The following is a 19,893-nucleotide window of genomic DNA, read 5'->3' on the forward strand; positions in this document are numbered from 1 at the left end:
GATCAGGCCAGTTGCAGCAGCGCTTCGATTCGGCGCGCGCATTCAAAATCGGTGGCGGACAGGCCGTTCACATCGTGCGTATTGAAACGCACCACGCAGCGGTTGTAGTGCACCGACAGGTCGGGGTGGTGATCCTGCGTGTGGGCGATCAGCGCCACGCCGTTCACAAAGGCCATGGTCTCGTAGTAATTGGCAAAACGGAAGGTTTTTTCGATTGCCACGTCGCCGCCATCTCCAGCCAGCACCCAGCCGGGCAACTGGCCCAGTTGTGTCACCACCTCGGAGGCAGTGAGGGCGCGGCGCGTCTGGGCGGACCAGTCTTGTTTGGGCAGATGGGATTGCGTCATGGTGTCAATTGTTGCATGTGGCTGATCCGCTCCACTGCGGGCGGGTGCGAATAGTAGTAGCGCACATAGAGCGGATCGGGGGTCAGGGTGGAGGCATTGTCCTCGTACAGCTTGAGCAGGGCGGACTGCAGATCCTGCGCGCGCGTCTGCTGCACCGCATAGGCATCGGCTTCAAACTCATGCCTGCGCGAGGAATGCGCCATCAGTGGCGCGACAAAACCGCTGAACACGGGCGCAGCCAGCAGGAACAGCAGCAGCGCCAGCGCATCATTGGGGGCCGAACCTGCCACCCCTTGGACGTTGAAATTGGGCGTGACGCCCAGACCGGTGTAGAACCAGCCCTGTCCCGACAGCCAGCCCAGCAGCGCAAAGCCCAGCAGGGTGAGTGCAAACAGTGCCACCATGCGCTTGATGATGTGCTTGTGCTTGAAGTGGCCCAGCTCGTGCGCGAGCACCGCGTCCACCTCGTCGGCATTCAATTTCTGCAGGAGGGTGTCGAAGAACACCACGCGCTTGCTGGCGCCAAAGCCCGTGAAGTAGGCGTTGGCGTGCTGGCTGCGGCGGCTGCCGTCCATCACGAACAGGCCCTTGGCGGAAAAGCCGCAGCGCTGCATCAATGCCGTGACGCGGGCCTTGAGCGATTCGTCTTCCAGGGGCTGGAACTTGTTGAAGAGGGGGGCGATGAAAGCCGGGTAAATCACCATCAGCAGCAGGTTGAAGCCCATCCACACCGCCCAGGCCCACAGCCACCACCAGCGGCCAGCGGCTCCCATCAGCCACAGGATCACGGCCAGGATCGGCAGGCCGATGATGGCGCCCATGGCCGCGCCCTTGAGCAGATCGCCCAGCCAGAGGCCCGGCGTCATCTTGTTGAAGCCAAAGCGCTGCTCGATGACAAAGGTCTGGTAATAGCTACCCGGCAGGTCGATCAGCCCGCCGATCAAGGCAAAAACAGCCACCAGCGCCAGTTGCTGCAGCATTCCGCCGCCCATGGCATCCAGCAGCCAGTGGTTCAGGGCATCGAGGCCGCCCAACAAAGTCCAGCCCAGCAGCACCACGGTACCAAGTGCCAGCTCCAGCAGGCCAAAGCGGGTTTTGGCGATGGTGTAATCGGCTGCTTTTTGGTGTGCGGACAGGCTGATGCGGTCTGCAAACAATGCGGGAACCGCATTGCGGTGGGCGGCCACATGGCGCATCTGGCGCGAGGCGAGCCAGAGTTTGAGCAGCACGCCCAGCGCCAGCGCGGCGGCAAAGAACAGGGTGAACGACAGCGATAAAGTCACGAGTGGGGCTGTTGAAAAGCGGAAAGCAATCAAGTGTAGGGCATCGGCGACAATCACCCGCATGCAAGACAAGAACACCCCTGCCGTCGCGCCAGAGTCTGCGCCGCAGCTGGACAAATCGGACCTGAACCTGGTCTGGCTGGACTGCGAGATGACGGGACTGAACCCTGAAGAACACCGTGTGATCGAGATCGCACTGGTGGTGACCAATGCCGACCTGAGCGTGCGCGTCGAAGGCCCGGTGATTGCCATCCACCAAAGCGATGAGGAGCTGGGCAAGATGGACGCCTGGAACCGGGGCACCCACGGAAGAAGTGGGCTGACCGAGCGTGTCAAGGCCTCGACCGTGACCGAGGAAGAGGCGCAAAAGGAGGCGCTGCGCTTCATGAAGCGCTACGTGCCCAAGGGCAAGGTGCCGATGTGCGGCAACAGCATCGGGCAGGACCGCCGGTTTCTCGCACGCTACATGCCGGAGCTGGAGGCCTATTTCCACTACCGCAATGTCGATGTCAGCACCCTCAAGGAACTGGCCAGGCGCTGGAAGCCTGCTGTGGTGACAGGCTTCAAGAAGGCGCAGAAACACACGGCGCTGGCCGATGTGCATGAGTCCATCGACGAGCTGATGTACTACCGGACGCATTTTCTGCAACTGGCGCCCGAGTCAGCTACCTGAGGCCGAACTGATTGCTTTTGCGCACAGATGTCCTTGGCATGATGCGGGAAAACCCGAAACGTGCGATAATCCACGCTTCCTTCCGCCACTTACGGCGGTGATACGCACATCTCCCTTCATTCTCTGGGCGTCCAGGCCATGCGATTCGCAGCATGGCCGTTTTGAAGCAAGCCCACGGCACACACTCTGGCCGATACCGTTTGATGGTTGATGTATTTACAACCATGAACGGACCGGAACTGCGTTGCGAACCGCGCAGAGGCCCGCCATTGCTATTTTTCAAAATGACGCAAGATATCCATCTGCAGGGCGAAGCCGCGCCTGCCCAAAACTTTACCGACGCTGAAAATCACGTCGAAAACATGGAATCCACCGATTCCGCTGATTCCACCGAATCGGAAACCGTAGAAGCACAGGCCGACGAACCCAACGGCTTCATTGAGCTGGGTCTGGCGCCCGAGCTAGTGCAGGCCGTCAAGGACCTGGGCTACACCCAGCCCACCGCGGTGCAAGAGCGCGCCATTCCTTTGGCCATGTACGGCGAAGGCGAAGAGTCTGACCATTTCACCGATCTGATGGTGTCGAGCCAGACCGGCTCGGGCAAGACCGCTGCCTTCCTGCTGCCCGTGCTGCACACCTTGATTCAGCAGCAAGCTGCTGCCGCTGCGGCAGAGCGCGCGGAGCATGACCGCTTGGCAGCCGAAGCTGTGGCCCGTGGCGAGCAGCCACCCAAGCGCGCCAAGCGCAAGAACCCGCTGAGCCCACGCAACTTCAAGGCAGCGCAGCCCGGCGCCCTGATTCTGTGCCCAACGCGCGAGCTGGCGCAGCAGGTGGCGCATGACGCCATCGAGCTGGTGCGCCATTGCAAGGGCCTGCGCATCGCCAACGTGGTGGGCGGCATGCCTTACCAACTGCAGATCGCAAAACTGCAGAACGCCGATCTGGTGGTGGCAACGCCTGGCCGTCTGCTTGATCTGCAGCGTTCGCTGCAGATCAAGCTCGACAAGGTGCAGTTCCTGGTGGTTGACGAAGCCGACCGCATGCTGGATCTGGGCTTCTCCGACGACCTGGCTGAAATCAACCAGCTGACCGTCCAGCGCAAGCAGACCATGATGTTCAGCGCCACGTTCGCGCCGCGCATCCAGCAACTGGCCATGCGTGTGATGCACGACAACGGCTCGGGTGTGAAGAAGCTGACCATTGATTCGCCGCAGGAAAAGCACGCCAACATCAAGCAGGTGCTGTTCTGGGCCGACAACTCCGACCACAAGCGCAAGATGCTGGATCACTGGCTGCGCGATGCTTCGATCAACCAGGCCATCGTGTTCGCATCCACGCAAGTGGAATGCGATGGCCTTGCCAACGACCTGCAGCAGGACGGCTTCTCCGCCGTGGCGCTGCATGGTGCGCTGAGCCAGGGCCTGCGCAACCGCCGCCTGATGGCGCTGCGCAATGGACAGGTGCAGATTCTGGTGGCTACCGATGTGGCCGCACGTGGTATCGACGTGCCCACCATCACCCACGTCTTCAACTACGGCCTGCCCATGAAGGCGGAAGACTACACCCACCGCATCGGCCGTACTGGTCGCGCGGGCCGCTCCGGCCTGGCGGTGACCTTTGCCGAGTTCCGTGACCGTCGTCGCGTGTTCGACATCGAAGGCTATACCAAGCAGCAGTTCAAGCCTGAAGTGATTCCAGGCCTGGAGCCAGTCCAACGCTTCCCAGCCCGCAGCGAAGGTCCGCGCGGTGGCCGTGGTGGTGACCGTGGTCGTCCAGGCCGTGGCGGCTTTGGTGGCGGGGACCGTGGCTTTGGCGGCCGCCGCGATGGCGAAGGCTATGGCCGCAAGCCAGGGTTTGGCGACAGCGGTGGCGGCTCCCGTCCGGGCGGTTTTGGCGGTGCACCGCGCAAGCCAGGCTTTGGTGCCAACCGTGGTGGCGACAGCCGTCCGCGTTTTGACCGTGACGACCGCGCGCCGCGCTTTGAGCAGCGTGCCGATCGCGGCGGCGACCGTTTCAACGACCGTGGCGGCGACCGCTTCCAGGATCGCGCACCGCGTCCCGAAGGTCGCAGCTTTGATCGGGCACCTGCCGACCGCCGCTTTGAACGTGGTGACCGTCCTGAGCGCAGCGATCGTTTTGGTGCCGGCGGCGACAGCCGTGGCCCACGCAGCGCAGGTCCTCGCCATGGTGGTGGCGACTTTGCGCCGCGCCGCCCAGGTGGTGCCGGTGAGAACCGCTTTGGCGACCGTGGCGGCCGTCCCTACGCACCAGCGGGTGACCGCAAGCGCACCGAGCGCAACCGCTGATCATTGACCGCACAACAAAAAAGAGCTTCCTTCGGGAAGCTCTTTTTTTAGGAGTGTAAAGCGCTTTGTGAATAAGCGCTGTCTGCAGATTTCAGATCGTAAACACGTTCTCAGGATCAATGCTTGGAAGAATGCCGGCCAATGTCGGGCCAGCGGTGGTGAAAGTAGACCCAGCTGATGAGACCGGTCGCCATCAGGCACATTGAAGCAACGGCCAGCGCGATGGTGGAATCCATCACTAACGGTGCGAGGACACCGGCCACCAGCCCGTTGGCAACCGAGGACACCACGGCCTGCAAAGACGAGGCGAGGCCACGGCGTTCAGGGTGCAGATCGAGCACCAGCAAGGTCACCACGGGAGTCATCAAGGCCCAGCCGAACGAATAGATGCCCAGGGGCACAAGCGCCCAGGCGGGGTGAGGTGACAGTACCAGGTTCAGCAGCAGATAGATGCTGGAGGTCACGAACATGATCAGGAACCCGTGGCGCACCTGGCGCTTGGGAGGTATCTTGCCCGCCAGGCGGCCGCTCACCCAGGCGCCGGCCATGATGCCGCCGATGGTGCACAGAAAGAACCAGAAGAACTGGGTGGGCTGCATCTTCATGTGCGTACCCAGGAAGGTGGGCGCCGACAGGATGTAGATGAACATGCCGTTGAAAGGCACGCCGCTGGCTGCGGCCAACAGCAGAAAACGCGGGCTGGTGCACAGCTGCCAGTAGCCACGCATCAGGTTCTTCAGGTCAAAGGGCTGGCGCTTGGCGAGAGGCAGGCTCTCGGGCAGCAGGCGCCAGTTGTACGCCCACAACAGCACGCCGATCACCGTCAGCAACCAGAAGATGGACTGCCAGCTGGCGTAGGCAATGAAAGCACCGCCAATCATGGGTGCAATGGCCGGGGCAATGCCGAAGTAGATGGTGATCTGGCTCATCACCCGCTGTGCCTGTGCGGGGGGAAACAGGTCGCGCACCACGGCGCGCGATACCACGATGCCGGCACCGGTGGTGCAGCCTTGCAGGGCGCGGAACAGGATCAGCTGTTCAGGTGTCCGGGCCAGCGCGCAGCCTGCGGAGGTCAGCGCAAACGCTGCAAGCCCCCACAGCACCACGGGGCGGCGGCCCAGGCTGTCGGACAGTGCGCCGTGGAACAGGTTCATGAAGGCGAAGCCGAACAGATACGCAGACAGCGTCTGCTGCATTTGCAACGGAGAGGCCTGCAGGGACGCCGCAATACCATCGAATGCGGGCAGGTACGTATCGATGGAGAACGGCCCCAGCATGCCCAGAAGCGCCAGCATGACCGCCAGAACCCATTGGGGTGTGGGTTTGGATGGGGCGGTAGCAGAGCGGAGGTCGTTCATGGAAAGCGCGCCACGCGCTTGCAGCGGGTGGCGCCAGTGTCAGAGGCGGAAAAAGAGGGAGGGGAGGCGCCGGCCGCTGTTGCCTCACAGCTATCAGCGCAGGTTCTCCGGGACAGCGCTGCAGCTTACCCGAAGCCACGGGCCCGTGCAGTCGCTCTGGTATGTCGTGCCCAGCAGGCGGCGGGTCAGGCGGGGGTTTCGTCTGGCAGCATGGCAGCGATGATGTCGAGGGTGTCGAGCATCTGCGCCGGGTTGCGAGGGTCGGCACTGAGCACTGGCACGGCACACTGTGGATAGTTGGACAGGCGTACGGTGAACATTTCCTGCTGCGCCGCCGAGGCAGGACGCGAGATCAATACCACCACCACCTGCAGCTTGGGGGAGCGGAAGCACTGCTGGATCAGGGTTGCAGTGTGCTCCAGGGCATTGGGCTCATGGATATCGACCATGACAATCGCACCAAAGGCCAGTGACAGCGCCCACTCGCGCACGAAATCGTAGCGCTCCTGGCCGGGGCAGCCATACACCTGCAAGGTGTCGTTGTCGTCCAGCTTGATCTCGCCAAAATCCAGGCCCACGGTCGTGGTTTCCTTGGCGTGGGCTTGTTTGTCGAGGTTGGGCACTTCGCACTCGATGGCCAGACTCCCGCAGAGGCTGCGAATGGCTGTGGTCTTGCCAATGCCCATGGGGCCGACCAGTACGATGCGTTTGATGAGGTGTTGCATACGAGTCTGACTTTAGGTGGAGGTCGTGCCGGAATCGTTGGCATGGCGGTTCTGGCCGATCCAGCGGCTGAGCTGGCGGAACAGGCCCCGTGCGATGCCCTGGCTTTGCAGGGGGGCAGCAGTTGCAGCCTCTGACGCTGCCGATGCCTGCACCGCTTGGGCAAATGCTGGGGGCAGGGGAGCCAGAGGATGCATTTCCACCAAGACACCTTTGCCGCGCAGAACCTGCAGCAGGCGCAGCAGCTCCGCGCGATCCAGTGGCGCGCGCTCGCCCAACTCCTCCAGGGTGCGTTCGCCGGAAATCAAGGCGGCCAGTATCTGGCGGTGCGCCTGTCCGGCCATGCTGCCAGTCAACTGCGTCCAGCGCCTGATGCGAAAGCGGGTGCCGGCCGCAGGCTCGGTGTCCGATACCGTGAAGGCGGAGACTGCAGGTGCATCGGTCATGGGGGCGGAGGCTGGCGCGGGGGCCATGTCCAACTCCGTCGCCTTCAGGAAAGCGGCATCCGCGTTCTTGATCTGCACATTGTGCTGCGTGGTCATGCCTTGCATGCGGCGATTCTTCACCGTTTCGCGCAGGCGCTTGCTGTGGGCCTGCAGACTCATCTGCTCAAGCATCTGCGTGAGGCGGCCCACGCTGTAATCAGGTGGCAACTGGCCATCGATCTGGTGCGGCCATTGCGCACGCAGGGCATCGGCTTGGTCGTCGCTGGCAATCAGCAGGACACACGCATTATCAGGGCGCTTGCTGATGGCTTCGGACGCGCTCTGGGCGTCCACCACCCAGAGCTCGGTGGCAGGCTTGGCAGAGCCCGTGGCCTGGCTATCGCGCCAGCGCTTGGCGGCCACGTCAAACAAATAACTAAAGCGCAGTTGTTGTGCTTCACTCAAATGGGCGGCATGCAAAATCAGATCAGACATTCATACTCTCCCGTGCAGCAACATGTTCAATCTCGGAAATGACAGGCATTACTGTGCCTGCTATTTCTTGCTCTCCGCTTGCAGGTAAATACATTTTCAGAGGTTGTAAATGAATGTCAATAATTCAAACCAATGAAAAATCCATTGGTTATTGAATTTATTGAATACTCCCTCTGGGAATTAGTGAAAACCCTGATTACATGACAAATGTAACCTGTGCTTAAAGGTGACACTGCGGCAGCGGGAAAATCCATATGTCGCACTGCGGTTCATGGCCTTTGGCGGTCCCCGGGCAAAGAAAAGCCGCTGGATTGCAGCGGCTGGCAGGAGGAAGGGTGTGTTGCAGTTAGCAACAATCAGTGCTGGTGCGCGCCGTGCTGGTGTGCGTCGCTGCCGCCCGACTTGGCGGCGGGCGCGCCGCTATTGAGGGCGCGTGCTGGTGCCGTCACCGCGATGCTCTCCTTGAGGCCGTCTTCGTGCACCACCTCCAGCGTGAGCTGCACGTTGTCGCCAGCATTCAGCGGCTGTTTCAGACCCATCAGCATGATGTGGAAAGCGCCCGGCTTGAGGTTGACGGTCTGGCCGCTGGGCAGGTCAACGCTCTGTACGGCACGCATCTTCATGACATTGTCCTGCATGCTCATTTCGTGGATTTCGGCAGATGCCGCTGATTCGGTCTTGACTCCAACCAGCTTTGCATTGTCATGGCCGGAGCGCAGATCCATGAATACCCCCGTGGCTTGTTGCCCGGCCACCGATGCGCGCGCCCAGGCGTTGCTGACGGAGACGTGGGCGAATGCGCTGCTGGCGGCAGCAAATGCAATGGTGGCGAGCAGGGGGCGTAGCAGGCGAGGCATGGCGGCTATAGGATGAAGAAGAGGGAGAGAATGCAGAGCAGGCAAGGTGCCCGCACTGCGGGGAAGCTGATCCGGCCCATTCTACAAGTCTGGCTTCCATCACGCATGCCAGTGAGGGTGTTGGCACGTGGAGCAGGCAAAAGAAAACGGCCTAGGCGCGAAGCCTAGGCCGTGTCTGGTGGGCCCTGAGTGATTCGAACACTCGACCAACGGATTAAGAGTCCGCTGCTCTACCAACTGAGCTAAGAGCCCGAAACTGTCGCACCTTGGAAATGCTTTGTTTCGTGTGCCTGCGGGTTCTTCGCAAGCCAGAAAAATGTGGTGGGCCCTGAGTGATTCGAACACTCGACCAACGGATTAAGAGTCCGCTGCTCTACCAACTGAGCTAAGAGCCCACATTTGTTTGCTGGCAGCTGTGTGCTGCAGCAAGCCTTGTATTATGCACCAATTTTTACGCTTGTCAGGGAAAACGTGGTCTTTGGCTTTTGTTTTTTGCGATCACCCAGGGGTGTTCGTGGCAGGGAATGCTATCGATAAGCTAGCTGTCAGCGCATTTTGGGTGGGCGTCGGTGCCTTGTTTTTCCGGTATTTGATAGAAACCGGCGAACAAGGCACCCCTGCGCCCATCAGGGTTACATCAGCAGGTGCTCGCCTGCGTTGTCGCCGCCCAGAATGACATAGTTGACCTTGCGGATATCCATGAGCTTCTTGCCCCCGGAGTAGCTGATGGACGATTGCACATCCTGCTGCATCTCGGTCAGCGTGTCGGCCAGCTTGCCCTTGACGGGCTCCAGAATGCGCTTGCCTTCGACATGCTTGTATTCGCCCTTGTTGAAGTCCGATGCTGAGCCGTAGTATTCCTTGAACAGTTCGCCATCGACCTCCACGGTCTGGCCAGGCGACTCCTCATGGCCGGCAAACAGCGAGCCAACCATGACCATGGTGGCGCCGAAACGCACGCTCTTGGCGATGTCGCCATGGCTGCGAATGCCGCCGTCGGCGATGATGGGCTTGGTGGCGACGCGGGCACACCACTTGAGGGCCGACAGTTGCCAGCCACCCGTGCCAAAACCCGTCTTGAGCTTGGTGATGCAGACTTTGCCCGGGCCGATGCCGACCTTGGTGGCGTCCGCGCCCCAGTTTTCCAGGTCGATCACGGCTTCGGGCGTGCCCACGTTGCCGGCGATCACGAAGGCGGCAGGAATCTTGGCCTTCAGGTACTGGATCATGTTCTTCACGCTGTCGGCATGGCCGTGCGCGATGTCGATGGTGATGTATTCGGGGCAGATGCCTTCGGCCACAAAGCGGTCCACCGTGTCGTAGTCGGGTTGCTTCACGCCCAGCGAGATCGATGCGAACAGGCCCTTGCCTTGCATGTCCTTGGTGAAGGCCACGTTGTCGATGTCGAAGCGGTGCATCACGTAGAAGAAGCCGTTCTGCGCCAGGAAGGTGCAGATCTTCTCGTCCACCACGGTCTTCATGTTGGCGGGCACGACCGGCAGCTTGAAGCTGCGATTGCCCAGCTCCACGCTGGTGTCGCATTCCGAGCGGCTTTCCACGCGGCACTTGCGGGGCAGCAGAAGGATATTGTCGTAGTCGAAGATTTCCATTTGATTCCAAGCTCCATGAGAGGTTGCCGCGAACTGTTTCGCAGCGATTGCGTAGCAAAAGGCGCTTGGCTTGGAAACCGGTTTTGCGAGTGCATTTCGCCCGAAGGGATGCACCATTCCTGCTGGCGCAGGCACAAAAAAACCGGGTCACAAGAATCTTGGGCCCGGTGATTGATTCTAACAGCAAGCGTCGCCAGGGCAAAAGCCTTGGTAGCAGGTGCGGTACTCGAAAGGTCGGTGCCGGGTTCCCTGGCTTGGGCATTGCCGGCCGCGTGCTCCCTACAATGGTGAGATGGATTCGAATGATTTGTTTGCCGACTCGCCTGCGTCTGGCCCTGCACACCTGCCGCTGCTCAATGGGCTCAATGAAGAGCAGCTCGCCGCCGTCACCCTGTCTGCGGGCCATGCGTTGATTCTGGCGGGAGCAGGCTCCGGCAAGACGCGCGTGCTCACCACACGCATCGCCTGGCTGCTGCAGACGGGCCGCGCCACGCCGGGCGGTATCCTGGCAGTCACCTTTACCAACAAGGCGGCCAAGGAGATGCTCACGCGCCTCTCTACCATGCTGCCGATCAATGTGCGCGGCATGTGGATCGGCACTTTCCACGGCCTGTGCAACCGCATGCTGCGCGCGCATCACAAATCGGCCAATCTGCCGCAGACTTTCCAGATCCTTGACACGCAGGACCAGCTCTCGGCGGTCAAGCGCCTGTGCAAGCAGTTCAATGTCGACGAGGAATCGCTGCCGCCCAAGCAACTGCAGTATTTCATCAGCGGCTGCAAGGAAGAGGGCCTGCGCCCCGCTGATGTGCAGGCGCGCGACATGGCAGAGCGCAAGAAGGTGGAGCTGTACCAGTTGTACGAAGAGCAGTGCCAGCGCGAAGGCGTGGTCGATTTTGGCGAGCTGATGCTGCGCAGCTATGAGCTGCTGCGCGACAACGCACCGATCCGCCAGCACTACCAGCACCGTTTTCGCCATATCCTGGTGGACGAGTTTCAGGATACGAACCGGCTGCAGTACCTGTGGCTCAAGCAACTGGCTGGCGATGTGGTGGGTGGGCGCTTTGAGTCCAGCAGCAGCGTGATTGCCGTGGGCGACGACGACCAGAGCATCTATGCCTTCCGTGGTGCGCGCGTGGGCAATATGCAGGATTTCGTGCGCGAATTCGATGTGCGCCAGCAGATCAAGCTGGAGCAGAACTACCGCAGCTACAGCAACATCCTCGATTCGGCCAACGCGCTTATCAGCCACAACAGCCACCGCCTGGGCAAGAACCTGCGCACCGATCAGGGGCCGGGCGAGCCGGTGCGGGTGTCGGAGAGCGTGACCGATCTGGCCGAGGCGCAGTGGATGGTCGACGAGATCAAGTCACTGGTCAAAAGCGACGATGTGGCGCGCAGCGAGATTGCCGTGCTCTACCGCAGCAATGCGCAAAGCCGGATTCTGGAAACCAGCCTGTTCAATGCCGGCGTGCCCTACCGGGTGTATGGCGGCCTGCGCTTTTTCGAGCGGGCCGAAATCAAGCATGCGCTGGCCTATCTGCGGCTTCTGGAGAATCCGCACGACGACACCAGCTTCATGCGGGTGGTGAACTTTCCGCCACGCGGCATTGGTGCACGCACCACCGAGCAGCTGCAGGAAGGCGCGCAGGCCGCAGGCTGCTCGCTGTACGATGCGGTGACGGCCGTGGCGGGCAAGGCGGGCACCAAGCTGCAGGCCTTCGTGGCGCTGATCGATGTGCTGCGCGAAGAAACCCAGGGCAAGACCCTGCGTGAGACGATTGAGCAGATGCTGCAGGCCAGTGGCCTGATCGAACACTACCAGACGGAGAAGGAAGGTGCCGACCGCATCGACAACCTGGGTGAACTGGTGACTGCTGCCGAGAGCTTTGTCACGCAGGAAGGTTTTGGCAAGGATGCCGTGGCGATTCCGCTCGACGAGCAGGAGGCCATGGGCATTCCAGGTGCAGGCCAGAGCCCGGTGAGCCAGGGCCTGAACCCGGATGCACCGGTACTGGATACTGCATTGCCGAATGCTCTGCCCGATGTGGGCAATGCGCAGATGATCAACCCCGACACTGGCGAGACCTTGTCGCCGTTGGTGGCCTTTCTGACGCATGCTGCATTGGAGGCGGGCGACAACCAGGCTCAGGCCGGGCAGGACGCCGTGCAACTGATGACCGTGCACGCCAGCAAGGGGCTGGAGTTTGACGCGGTGTTCATTGCCGGCCTGGAAGAAGGCCTGTTTCCCCATGAAAACGCAATGAGCGACATGGGGGGGCTGGAGGAAGAGCGCCGCCTGATGTATGTGGCGATCACCCGTGCGCGCAAGCGCCTGTACCTCTCCACATCGCAGACGCGCATGCTGCATGGCACCACGCGCTACAACGTGCGCAGCCGTTTTCTGGACGAACTGCCCGAAGAAGCGCTCAAGTGGCTCACGCCCAAGCATTCGGGGTTTGGCAGCGGCATGGGCAGCCTTGCCTTTGCTTCCGGATCGGGCAGGGCACGCGGAGCGGATAGCGGCAGCTGGAATGCCGAGTCATCGATGAGCATGTGGGGCAAGTCGCCGGTACCTGCCCAAAAGGCCGAGCCCGCGCATGGCATCAAGGTGGGCATTCAGGTGTTCCACAACAAGTTCGGCGAAGGCAAGGTGTTGGCGGTGGAGGGCACGGGCGACGATGCGCGCGCACAGGTGCATTTTCCGCGCCATGGCACCAAGTGGCTGGCGCTGTCGGTTGCCAAGCTCACGGTGGTGTAGGCCGGTTGCACCACTGATGCTATTGAGTGGATAGCATCTCGTTCCAGCTGCCGTCGTGGTCATCTATGGTAGTGTGCGCTCGCTTATCGTTTGCGCATACTGCATACCAGTAGCGCATGGGCGCATTGCCGAAAGTCCTTGCGGGTGCAGAAAATGGTTGCTTAGGATACTATATCGATATCCCAAGACAGTAACGACTCACATCTGCGTGAACCGCACAGCAAATGGTGCCTCGCAGGGTCAACAGGCGATCACCGCAAGCTGCCTGAAATTGCTGCCCCGGGGTTCCCGGAGCATTCCCAGCTTGCCCGCGGCCATGGCCAAGCCGCCTCGCAGGCCTCTTGGGGACGATTTCCCGGCCGACAAGGAATCTTCCACATGTCTTCTTCCACCAGCTTTCGCCGCCACCAGGCCCTGCTGCAACTGTTTTCGCACCGGCAGTTGCGAGACAGCCTGAGCCTGGCGCCCCAGCCTTCGCTGCGCATTGCCCTCGTAGCGGCACTGCAGGCGGCATTGGCGGTGCTGATGGCACTGGCGATTGCGCGCTTCTCACCGTGGCCGCAACTGGTGGGCTATCCGGCGCTGGGTGCGCTGGCTGCCTTGTTCGGCCGTTTTGCGCCCGTCGAAAAACGCATGCGCATTGTGGCTCTGTGTGCTGTGCTGCTCGCACTGGCCGTATTCGTCCCATCGCTTGCGTCGCTGGCGGGTGCTACACCATGGGCAATGATGGTGGTGCTGGCGCTGATTGCCGGGGGCTCGACCCTGGTGGTCAGCCGCTGGCAGCTAGGCGGTCCCGGCGCGGTCATTCTGGTGTTTGCGGCAGGCGCTTCGCTGGCGCCCGTTGCAACCTGGGACATGCTGGGCGGGCGTACCCTGGGCACTGTGGCGGGGGGCATCGTGGCTTGCCTTGTGTGTGGCGCCACCGACTGGATGCGCCGTACTGAGCTGCCGCGTATCCAGATGCCCGCTGCCGCTGTGCCATCGCTACGGGCGGGGTGGATGGCGGCTGGCCGCATCACCGCTGGCGCAGGGCTGTCGGCAGCCATCGCCCATGCCCTGGGGTGGCACCACCCGGCATGGGCGGCCATCGGCGCCACCGCAGTCATGCAAGGGGCTCACCTGCACATCACCATGAACCGCGCGCTGCAGCGCATGGCTGGCACGGTGGTTGGCGCGGTCATTGTGGGGCTCATCCTGGCGCAGGAGCCGTCGTTCTGGTGGATTGCGCTTTGCGTCGTTGCTTTTCAGTTTGTCACTGAAATCATCATTGGCTACAACTACGCACTGGGTCAGATCACGGTCACGCCGATGGCGCTTTTGATGACCCATCTGGCCTCACCAGCGGCCAGCGTCGGCATGCCGCAGGAGCGGGTGATGGACACGATTCTGGGCGCGGCGCTGGGGATTGTCTTTGCCGTGGTTTTCTCGTCGATGGACGACCGGGCGCATTTGCGCAAGCTGCATCAAAAACAATAGCGAAAGACGCCCGCGGGACGCGCGCCTGTTGGCAATTCTATTGAAACTTGCGTTGCGGCTCTGCCTTATTTATTCCGCCGGATCGGAGGGCAGTGCTGCTGGTTGCTCGGGTGCATCAAAGCAGTCGCGAAAGCTGAAGACCACCGAGACGAAGTACACCACCGACAGCACCAGCGAGCCTGCGATCAGCACAATCGCGCCGCCCGCAACGCCAGCGACCGAAGCCACTATTCCGCCCAGCAGGCTCAGGGCAATGAGTGCGCCCACGTTCACCGCCAGCCACACCAGGCCATAGGTGGCAAAGGCGCCGATATTGCGCATGCAGGCCACCACACTGAAAAACAGTGCTTTCACTGCGGGCACGCGGTGCCAGTACACCAGGCCCGGAGCGTGCCAGAAGATGGCGGTCAGGGCCAGATACATCACCGTCATCGTGAGGGCAGACAATTGCACGCCGGACTGGGTCAGCGCCTCCTGCTTGATCTGCTCCCCCAGAATGAACATGCGCGCGAACTCCCCGCCGTCAAACAGGGTGGAAAGGCCCACGGCCAGCAGCAGCCCGAGCACAAACAAAGCGCCCAGAATGACGAAGGACTTGCGCTGGGCCGGCTCCATGCGCATGGCCTGCAGCACTACCGGCAGCGTTGGTTTCTGGCCTTGCATGGTCAGTGCTGCACCCAGCATCATGCACAGCGAAAACAGGGGTACCAGGCCGAAAGTCAGCACAAAGCCGATCACGGGTACTGCGCCCACAAGGCCCAGCACCAGAAAACAGAAGAAGAACAGCGAAGTGAGCGCTATGGGTTGCTGGCGAAAGGCCGCAAATCCATCACGCACCCAATGAACGCCCTGGGCGGCCGTTGCGATACGAAGTTTCATGCACCAAGCAGGCTGCAGCGTGTGGCCGCAGCACCTCAATCAAAAAGGGGATGGTTCACTGTAACCCATGCCCGGATGGGCGGGGGCGCGTGAGGAATTGGCATGCCATGGGCAGTGGGCCGGGGAGGCTAGGCTACCCCGGAGTGCATGGCTGGCCTCTATCAAAAAGAGAGCATGTAGCGCGCAATGCTGTTGAATTTTGATAATTTTTATATTCAAAAATCAATAGCGAAGAGCGCTGCCAGCTATCATTTTGTGGCGATTGGCGTATTCAGCACGAATGGTGAGGCCAGGCGGGCGCGCAGCACGCGCTCGAAGTGCGTAGGGTCGTGGGGCTTGAGCATCGAGGCCTCACGGGGCAGGTAGAAGTCCCACAGGCGTGAGATCCAGAAGCGCAAGGCGCCGGCGCGCAGCATGGCTGGCAGCAGTTGGCGCTCAGGCGCGGTAAAGGGGCGCACTGCCTGGTAGGCCGCCAGCAGGGCGTCTGCGCGCGCCTGGTTGATGACGCCGGTTTCAAGATCGACACACCAGTCGTTCATGACGACGGCAATGTCGAACAGCAAGGTGTCGACGCCAGCAAAATAAAAGTCGAAGATGCCAGTCATCTCGTCGCCGTCAAACATGGCGTTGTCGCGAAACAGATCGGCATGCACCGGGCCACGCGGCAGCGCCGTGTAGGCGGACGAGGCGGCAATGTGGTTCTGGTAGGCCAGCTCGCTCGTGAGCAGCTCGGCTGCGGGCTGCTCCAGGTGCGGCAACACCACCGGCACGGTTTCGTTCCACCAGGGCAGGCCGCGCAGATTGGGCTGCTGGCGCGGAAAATCCTGGCCTGCCAGGTGCATGCGGGCCAGCATGCCGCCCAGTGACTGGCAGTGCGCCACCTGGGGCGCCAGCTGGCTCTTGCCGCGCAGTTTGTTGACGATGGCGGCGGGCTTGCCTTCCACCTGCAGCAGAATGTCGCCGGTCTTGCTCTCGGCCTGTGGATCGGGCACCGGAATGCCGGCTTGCGCCAGGTGCTTCATCAGGTACAGGTAGAACGGCAACTGGTCGGCGCGCAGGCGTTCGAACAGCGTCAGCACGTACTCGCCTTCGCTGGTGGTCAGGAAGTAATTGGTGTTTTCAATGCCGCCTTCAATGCCGCGCAGCGACACGAATTCGCCCAGGGGCACGCGTTTGAGCAGGGCTTTGGCAGCCTTGTCGGATACTTCGGTGAAAACAGCCATGTCGGGTCAGAGAGAAGGCGATGAAGGGGCACAACAAAAACAAAGCCAGCCGGCGCCGTTGCCTGGCTGGCTGTGCTGCTTGCCGCCAGGGGCAGCAAGTCACAAAGGGCTGATTATCGCAAGTCTGGGCGAGGTGCCTGATTTGATGCAGTGCGGCGCTCAGAAATTGCCGATGTTCCAGACGCGCTTCTTGTTTTGCGTGTCGCCAAAGCCATCGGGGCGGCTGCGGGCGCCATCCGTGGGCTTGACCTCGTAGCCCGGCATGTTGCCTACCTTGGGCTGCACATGGATGCTTTGCGTCTGGCCACCAATACGCACTTCGTCGATGCGGCTGCCAGCGTCTTCAACATGGATGTACTCGGCCTTCTGGTTGTATTTGTCGTTGGCTTCGGGCTTTTTCCCCGATTCGCTCTCGCTTGCGGCCGCTGGGGTGGGCTCTTGGGCAGGAGGCGGTGTCTGGGCATGGGCCGTTGCCAGCACCAGGGCCAGAGCAGAGGCGATCAAAGAAGTGGGTATAGCGCGCATAACAGGATTGTAATTTGTCACCCGGCCTTTGCGTAGCGGGCACAATGTCAATATGAGTAATCCTCCTACTTTAGTGCTGGTGGACGGTTCCAGCTACCTGTACCGTGCCTACCACGCCATGCCCGATCTGCGTGCCGTGCCCGGCGACCCTGCCAGCCCGGCAACGGGCGCCATTCGTGGCATGGTCAACATGATGCAGGCCCTGCGCAAGGATGTGCAGGCGGACTACGCCGTCTGCGTGTTCGACACGAGCGGCCCGACCTTCCGTGATGATCTGTATACCGAGTACAAGGCCACGCGCTCGCCGATGCCGGACGATCTGCGCAGCCAGATCGAGCCAATCCACGAGGTGGTGAAGCTGCTGGGCTGGAAGGTGGTGGCCGTGCCGGGCGTGGAGGCCGACGACGTGATCGCCACGCTGGCGCAGACAGCCGCCGCGCAAGGCATCCAGGTGATTGTCTCCAGCGGCGACAAGGACCTGAGCCAGCTGGTGAACGAGCATGTCACCATCATCGACACGATGAACGGCAAGAAACGCGACGTGGCAGGCGTGACCGCAGAGTTTGGGGTGCCGCCATCCCTGATGGTCGATTACCAGGCGCTGGTGGGCGATACCGTGGACAACGTGCCCGGCGTGGCCAAGGTCGGTCCCAAGACGGCTGCCAAGTGGCTGGAAGAGCACGGTTCGCTGGACAACCTCATTGCCAATGCCGCCAGCATCAAGGGCGTTGCGGGCCAGAACCTGCGAGACGCCATCGCCTCGGGCCAGTTGGCGCTGAGCCGCCAGTTGGTGACCATGAAGACCGACTGCGACCTGGCCGCGCATATTGTGGGTTTGCCGCAACTCGATGGCATCACCCTCGCCGAGCCAGACAATGCAGGGCTTGCGCCTTTCTACGAGAAATACGGTTTCAAGGGCCTGGCGCGCGCGCTCGGCGCGGCGGCCACTGGCACGTCTTCGCCCAAGGCGGAGGGTGCCCAGGGAGGCCTTTTTGACGCCAATGATGCCGAAACCACCGAGATCGCCATCAACGCCCAGCAACGCGATGTGGTCTACCACACGATCCTGACCGAGGCGGAGCTGAATGTCTGGATCGCCAAGATCCAGGCCGCCGATTTGACGGCAATCGATACCGAAACCGATTCGCTCGACGAAATGGTGGCCCGGATCGTGGGCATCAGCTTCAGCGTTGCCATTGGCGAGGCCGCCTATATTCCACTGCGCCACGAAGGGCTGGATGTACCCGAGCAACTGCCGTTGGATGCGGTGTTGACCAAGCTCAAGCCCTGGCTGGAGGATGCCAGCAGGAAGAAGCTGGGCCAGCATGTCAAATACGATCAGCATGTGTTTGCCAACCACGGCATCACGGTGCGAGGCTATGCCCACGACACCATGCTGCAAAGCTATGTGCTGGAGGCCGACCGCCCCCACAACCTGACCAGTCTTGCACTGCGCCACACCGGGCGCACCGGCATCAGCTACGAAGACCTGTGCGGCAAGGGCAAGAGCCAGATTCCCTTTGCCCAGGTGGCTGTCGACAAGGCGGCGGCATACAGCTGCGAGGATTCCGACCAGACCCTGAACGTGCATGAGGTGCTGTGGCCGCGCATTCAGGCCAACGCCGGTCTGCTGCACATCTACGAACTGGAGATGCAGACCAGCGAAGCGCTGTTCCGCATCGAGCGCAATGGTGTGAGCATTGACGCGGGCGAGCTGGCGCGCCAGAGCAACGAGCTCGGCACGCGCATTCTGCAACTGGAAAACGAGGCCTACGACATTGCCGGCCAGCAGTTCAACCTGAGCAGCCCCAAACAGTTGGGCGAGATCTTTTTTGACAAGCTGGGCTTGCCCGTGGTCAAGAAAACCGCCACCGGCGCGCGCAGCACCGATGAAGAAGTGCTGGAAAAGCTGGCCGAAGACTATCCACTGCCCGCCAAGATCCTGGAGCACCGTTCGCTCTCCAAGCTCAAGGGCACCTATACCGACAAGCTGGCCCAGATGGCCTTGCCAAGCGATGGCCGGGTGCACACCCACTATGCGCAGGCCGTAGCGGTGACGGGGCGCCTGTCCAGCAATGACCCGAATCTGCAGAACATTCCCGTGCGTACTCCCGAGGGGCGCCGCATCCGCGAAGCCTTTGTTGCGCCCGAGGGAAAACTGATTGCCAGTGCCGACTATTCGCAGATCGAGCTGCGCATCATGGCCCACCTCTCGGGCGACGAGGCCTTGCTCAACGCGTTCCGCGATGGGCTTGACGTGCACCGTGCCACCGCGTCCGAGGTGTTTGGCGTGCCGGTCGATCAGGTCAGCAGCGAGCAGCGCCGCTATGCCAAGGTCATCAATTTCGGACTGATCTATGGCATGAGCAGCTTTGGTCTTGCCAAGAACCTGGGCATCGAAACCAAGGCCGCCGCCGCCTACATCGACAAGTACTTCCAGCGCTACCCCGGCGTGAAGCGCTACATGGACCAGACCGTGGAGCTGGCGCATGCGCAAGGCTATGTGGAAACCGTGTTCGGACGCCGCCTGGTGCTGCCCGAGATCAACGGCGGCAACGGCCCGCGCAAGAAAGCGGCCGAGCGTGCCGCCATCAATGCGCCCATGCAGGGCACGGCAGCCGATCTGATCAAGAAGGCCATGGTGGCGGTGCAGGCCAAGCTGGACGCGGAAAAGCCCGGTGTCCTGGTCATCATGCAGGTGCATGACGAACTGGTTTTCGAGCTGCCCGCCGCAGAGCACGATTGGGTCAAGGCCGAGATTCCGGCCCTCATGGCCGGTGTGGCCGAGCTGAAGGTGCCATTGCTGGCAGAAATCGGCTTTGGGCCAAACTGGGAAAAAGCCCATTGACGGGTGATGCCCGGGTGCCTGGCTGCACCCGGGCAAGCACACCCAGGACAAGCTCGACCAGAGCCCCGTGTACCGCACGTGGTTTGGTAGCCATGGCGGTAGGT

General features: G+C 61.7%; 15 protein-coding genes and 2 tRNA genes. 5 read left to right on the forward strand and 12 right to left on the reverse strand.

Features of this window, described 5'->3' with window-relative positions; genetic code table 11:
- Nucleotides 1-2: 2 nt before the first annotated feature.
- Nucleotides 3-347 (reverse strand): 4a-hydroxytetrahydrobiopterin dehydratase, encoded by a 345-nt coding sequence (locus ACH2DG_RS14380; protein ID WP_184707684.1) that lies wholly within the window; start codon nt 345-347, stop codon nt 3-5.
- Nucleotides 344-1,693: a M48 family metallopeptidase gene (locus tag ACH2DG_RS14385; protein WP_395026957.1), complete on the reverse strand. Its 1,350-nt coding sequence runs from the start codon at nt 1,691-1,693 to the stop codon at nt 344-346. Before ACH2DG_RS14385 ends, ACH2DG_RS14380 begins: the two co-directional genes overlap by 4 nt.
- Here ACH2DG_RS14385 and orn point away from each other — a divergent pair.
- Nucleotides 1,692-2,303, forward strand: coding sequence for an oligoribonuclease (gene orn, locus ACH2DG_RS14390; protein WP_395026959.1), 612 nt, complete (start codon nt 1,692-1,694; stop codon nt 2,301-2,303). The genes ACH2DG_RS14385 and orn overlap by 2 nt on opposite strands.
- 284 nt (nt 2,304-2,587) lie before the next feature.
- Entirely contained in the window at nt 2,588-4,609 is a 2,022-nt protein-coding gene (locus tag ACH2DG_RS14395; RefSeq protein ID WP_395026961.1) for a DEAD/DEAH box helicase, read from the forward strand.
- A gap of 116 nt (nt 4,610-4,725) precedes the next feature.
- Here ACH2DG_RS14395 and ACH2DG_RS14400 read toward each other — a convergent pair whose 3' ends face one another.
- From ACH2DG_RS14400 to ACH2DG_RS14430, 7 genes are all read right to left on the reverse strand, one after another.
- On the reverse strand, nt 4,726-5,967 hold the full coding sequence (locus tag ACH2DG_RS14400) for a multidrug effflux MFS transporter (RefSeq protein ID WP_395026963.1): 1,242 nt from the start codon (nt 5,965-5,967) through the stop codon (nt 4,726-4,728).
- A 185-nt stretch (nt 5,968-6,152) separates the two neighbouring features.
- On the reverse strand, nt 6,153-6,692 hold the full coding sequence (locus ACH2DG_RS14405; RefSeq protein ID WP_395026964.1) for an ATP/GTP-binding protein: 540 nt from the start codon (nt 6,690-6,692) through the stop codon (nt 6,153-6,155).
- A gap of 12 nt (nt 6,693-6,704) precedes the next feature.
- Entirely contained in the window at nt 6,705-7,610 is a 906-nt protein-coding gene (locus tag ACH2DG_RS14410; RefSeq protein ID WP_395026966.1) for a hypothetical protein, read from the reverse strand.
- Between the two features lie 356 nt (nt 7,611-7,966).
- Nucleotides 7,967-8,467 carry a copper chaperone PCu(A)C gene (locus tag ACH2DG_RS14415; RefSeq protein ID WP_395026967.1) on the reverse strand — a complete coding sequence of 167 codons (501 nt, stop codon included), beginning with the start codon at nt 8,465-8,467 and terminating at the stop codon, nt 7,967-7,969.
- Nucleotides 8,468-8,643: 176 nt separating this feature from the next.
- A tRNA-Lys gene (locus ACH2DG_RS14420) sits at nt 8,644-8,719 on the reverse strand.
- Between the two features lie 67 nt (nt 8,720-8,786).
- Nucleotides 8,787-8,862 (reverse strand) — tRNA-Lys (locus tag ACH2DG_RS14425).
- Nucleotides 8,863-9,099: 237 nt separating this feature from the next.
- Nucleotides 9,100-10,077, reverse strand: coding sequence for a GMP reductase (locus ACH2DG_RS14430; RefSeq protein WP_395026969.1), 978 nt, complete (start codon nt 10,075-10,077; stop codon nt 9,100-9,102).
- A 292-nt stretch (nt 10,078-10,369) separates the two neighbouring features.
- On the opposite strand from ACH2DG_RS14430, the gene ACH2DG_RS14435 reads away from it, so the two are divergent.
- Together ACH2DG_RS14435 and ACH2DG_RS14440 are read left to right on the forward strand one after the other, a co-directional pair.
- Nucleotides 10,370-12,838, forward strand: coding sequence for a UvrD-helicase domain-containing protein (locus ACH2DG_RS14435; protein ID WP_395026970.1), 2,469 nt, complete (start codon nt 10,370-10,372; stop codon nt 12,836-12,838).
- A 378-nt stretch (nt 12,839-13,216) separates the two neighbouring features.
- Complete coding sequence (locus ACH2DG_RS14440; RefSeq protein ID WP_395026972.1) at nt 13,217-14,314, forward strand: FUSC family protein; 1,098 nt, start codon at nt 13,217-13,219, stop codon at nt 14,312-14,314.
- Between the two features lie 69 nt (nt 14,315-14,383).
- On the opposite strand, the gene ACH2DG_RS14445 is transcribed toward ACH2DG_RS14440, so the two are convergent.
- The 3 genes from ACH2DG_RS14445 to ACH2DG_RS14455 form a co-directional block, all read right to left on the reverse strand.
- Entirely contained in the window at nt 14,384-15,193 is an 810-nt protein-coding gene (locus ACH2DG_RS14445; protein WP_395026973.1) for a BPSS1780 family membrane protein, read from the reverse strand.
- A 248-nt stretch (nt 15,194-15,441) separates the two neighbouring features.
- A complete protein-coding gene (locus tag ACH2DG_RS14450) occupies nt 15,442-16,416 on the reverse strand; it encodes a homoserine kinase (RefSeq protein WP_395026975.1) in 975 nt (324 codons plus the stop codon).
- A gap of 159 nt (nt 16,417-16,575) precedes the next feature.
- Entirely contained in the window at nt 16,576-16,920 is a 345-nt protein-coding gene (locus ACH2DG_RS14455) for a hypothetical protein (RefSeq protein WP_395026977.1), read from the reverse strand.
- Between the two features lie 73 nt (nt 16,921-16,993).
- On the opposite strand from ACH2DG_RS14455, the gene polA reads away from it, so the two are divergent.
- The gene (polA, locus tag ACH2DG_RS14460) at nt 16,994-19,789 is read left to right on the forward strand and encodes a DNA polymerase I (protein ID WP_395026978.1); all 2,796 of its coding nucleotides are present in this window, start codon (nt 16,994-16,996) and stop codon (nt 19,787-19,789) included.
- Nucleotides 19,790-19,893: the final 104 nt, after the last annotated feature.

The organism is Comamonas odontotermitis (assembly GCF_040396735.1).
Taxonomy (GTDB): Bacteria; Pseudomonadota; Gammaproteobacteria; order Burkholderiales; family Burkholderiaceae_C; genus Comamonas; species Comamonas odontotermitis_C.

What these genes read in the sequence shown, in the direction of transcription:
- ACH2DG_RS14395 (WP_395026961.1), top strand. Translation starts at nt 2,588, where the DNA reads ATGACGCAAGATATCCATCTGCAGGGCGAAGCCGCGCCTGCCCAAAAC.
- ACH2DG_RS14415 (WP_395026967.1), bottom strand. Translation starts at nt 8,467, where the DNA reads ATGCCTCGCCTGCTACGCCCCCTGCTCGCCACCATTGCATTTGCTGCC.
- ACH2DG_RS14435 (WP_395026970.1), top strand. Translation starts at nt 10,370, where the DNA reads ATGGATTCGAATGATTTGTTTGCCGACTCGCCTGCGTCTGGCCCTGCA.
- ACH2DG_RS14380 (WP_184707684.1), bottom strand. Translation starts at nt 347, where the DNA reads ATGACGCAATCCCATCTGCCCAAACAAGACTGGTCCGCCCAGACGCGC.
- ACH2DG_RS14430 (WP_395026969.1), bottom strand. Translation starts at nt 10,077, where the DNA reads ATGGAAATCTTCGACTACGACAATATCCTTCTGCTGCCCCGCAAGTGC.
- ACH2DG_RS14400 (WP_395026963.1), bottom strand. Translation starts at nt 5,967, where the DNA reads ATGAACGACCTCCGCTCTGCTACCGCCCCATCCAAACCCACACCCCAA.
- ACH2DG_RS14450 (WP_395026975.1), bottom strand. Translation starts at nt 16,416, where the DNA reads ATGGCTGTTTTCACCGAAGTATCCGACAAGGCTGCCAAAGCCCTGCTC.
- ACH2DG_RS14410 (WP_395026966.1), bottom strand. Translation starts at nt 7,610, where the DNA reads ATGTCTGATCTGATTTTGCATGCCGCCCATTTGAGTGAAGCACAACAA.
- ACH2DG_RS14405 (WP_395026964.1), bottom strand. Translation starts at nt 6,692, where the DNA reads ATGCAACACCTCATCAAACGCATCGTACTGGTCGGCCCCATGGGCATT.
- ACH2DG_RS14385 (WP_395026957.1), bottom strand. Translation starts at nt 1,693, where the DNA reads ATGCGGGTGATTGTCGCCGATGCCCTACACTTGATTGCTTTCCGCTTT.
- ACH2DG_RS14445 (WP_395026973.1), bottom strand. Translation starts at nt 15,193, where the DNA reads ATGAAACTTCGTATCGCAACGGCCGCCCAGGGCGTTCATTGGGTGCGT.
- polA (WP_395026978.1), top strand. Translation starts at nt 16,994, where the DNA reads ATGAGTAATCCTCCTACTTTAGTGCTGGTGGACGGTTCCAGCTACCTG.
- orn (WP_395026959.1), top strand. Translation starts at nt 1,692, where the DNA reads ATGCAAGACAAGAACACCCCTGCCGTCGCGCCAGAGTCTGCGCCGCAG.
- ACH2DG_RS14440 (WP_395026972.1), top strand. Translation starts at nt 13,217, where the DNA reads ATGTCTTCTTCCACCAGCTTTCGCCGCCACCAGGCCCTGCTGCAACTG.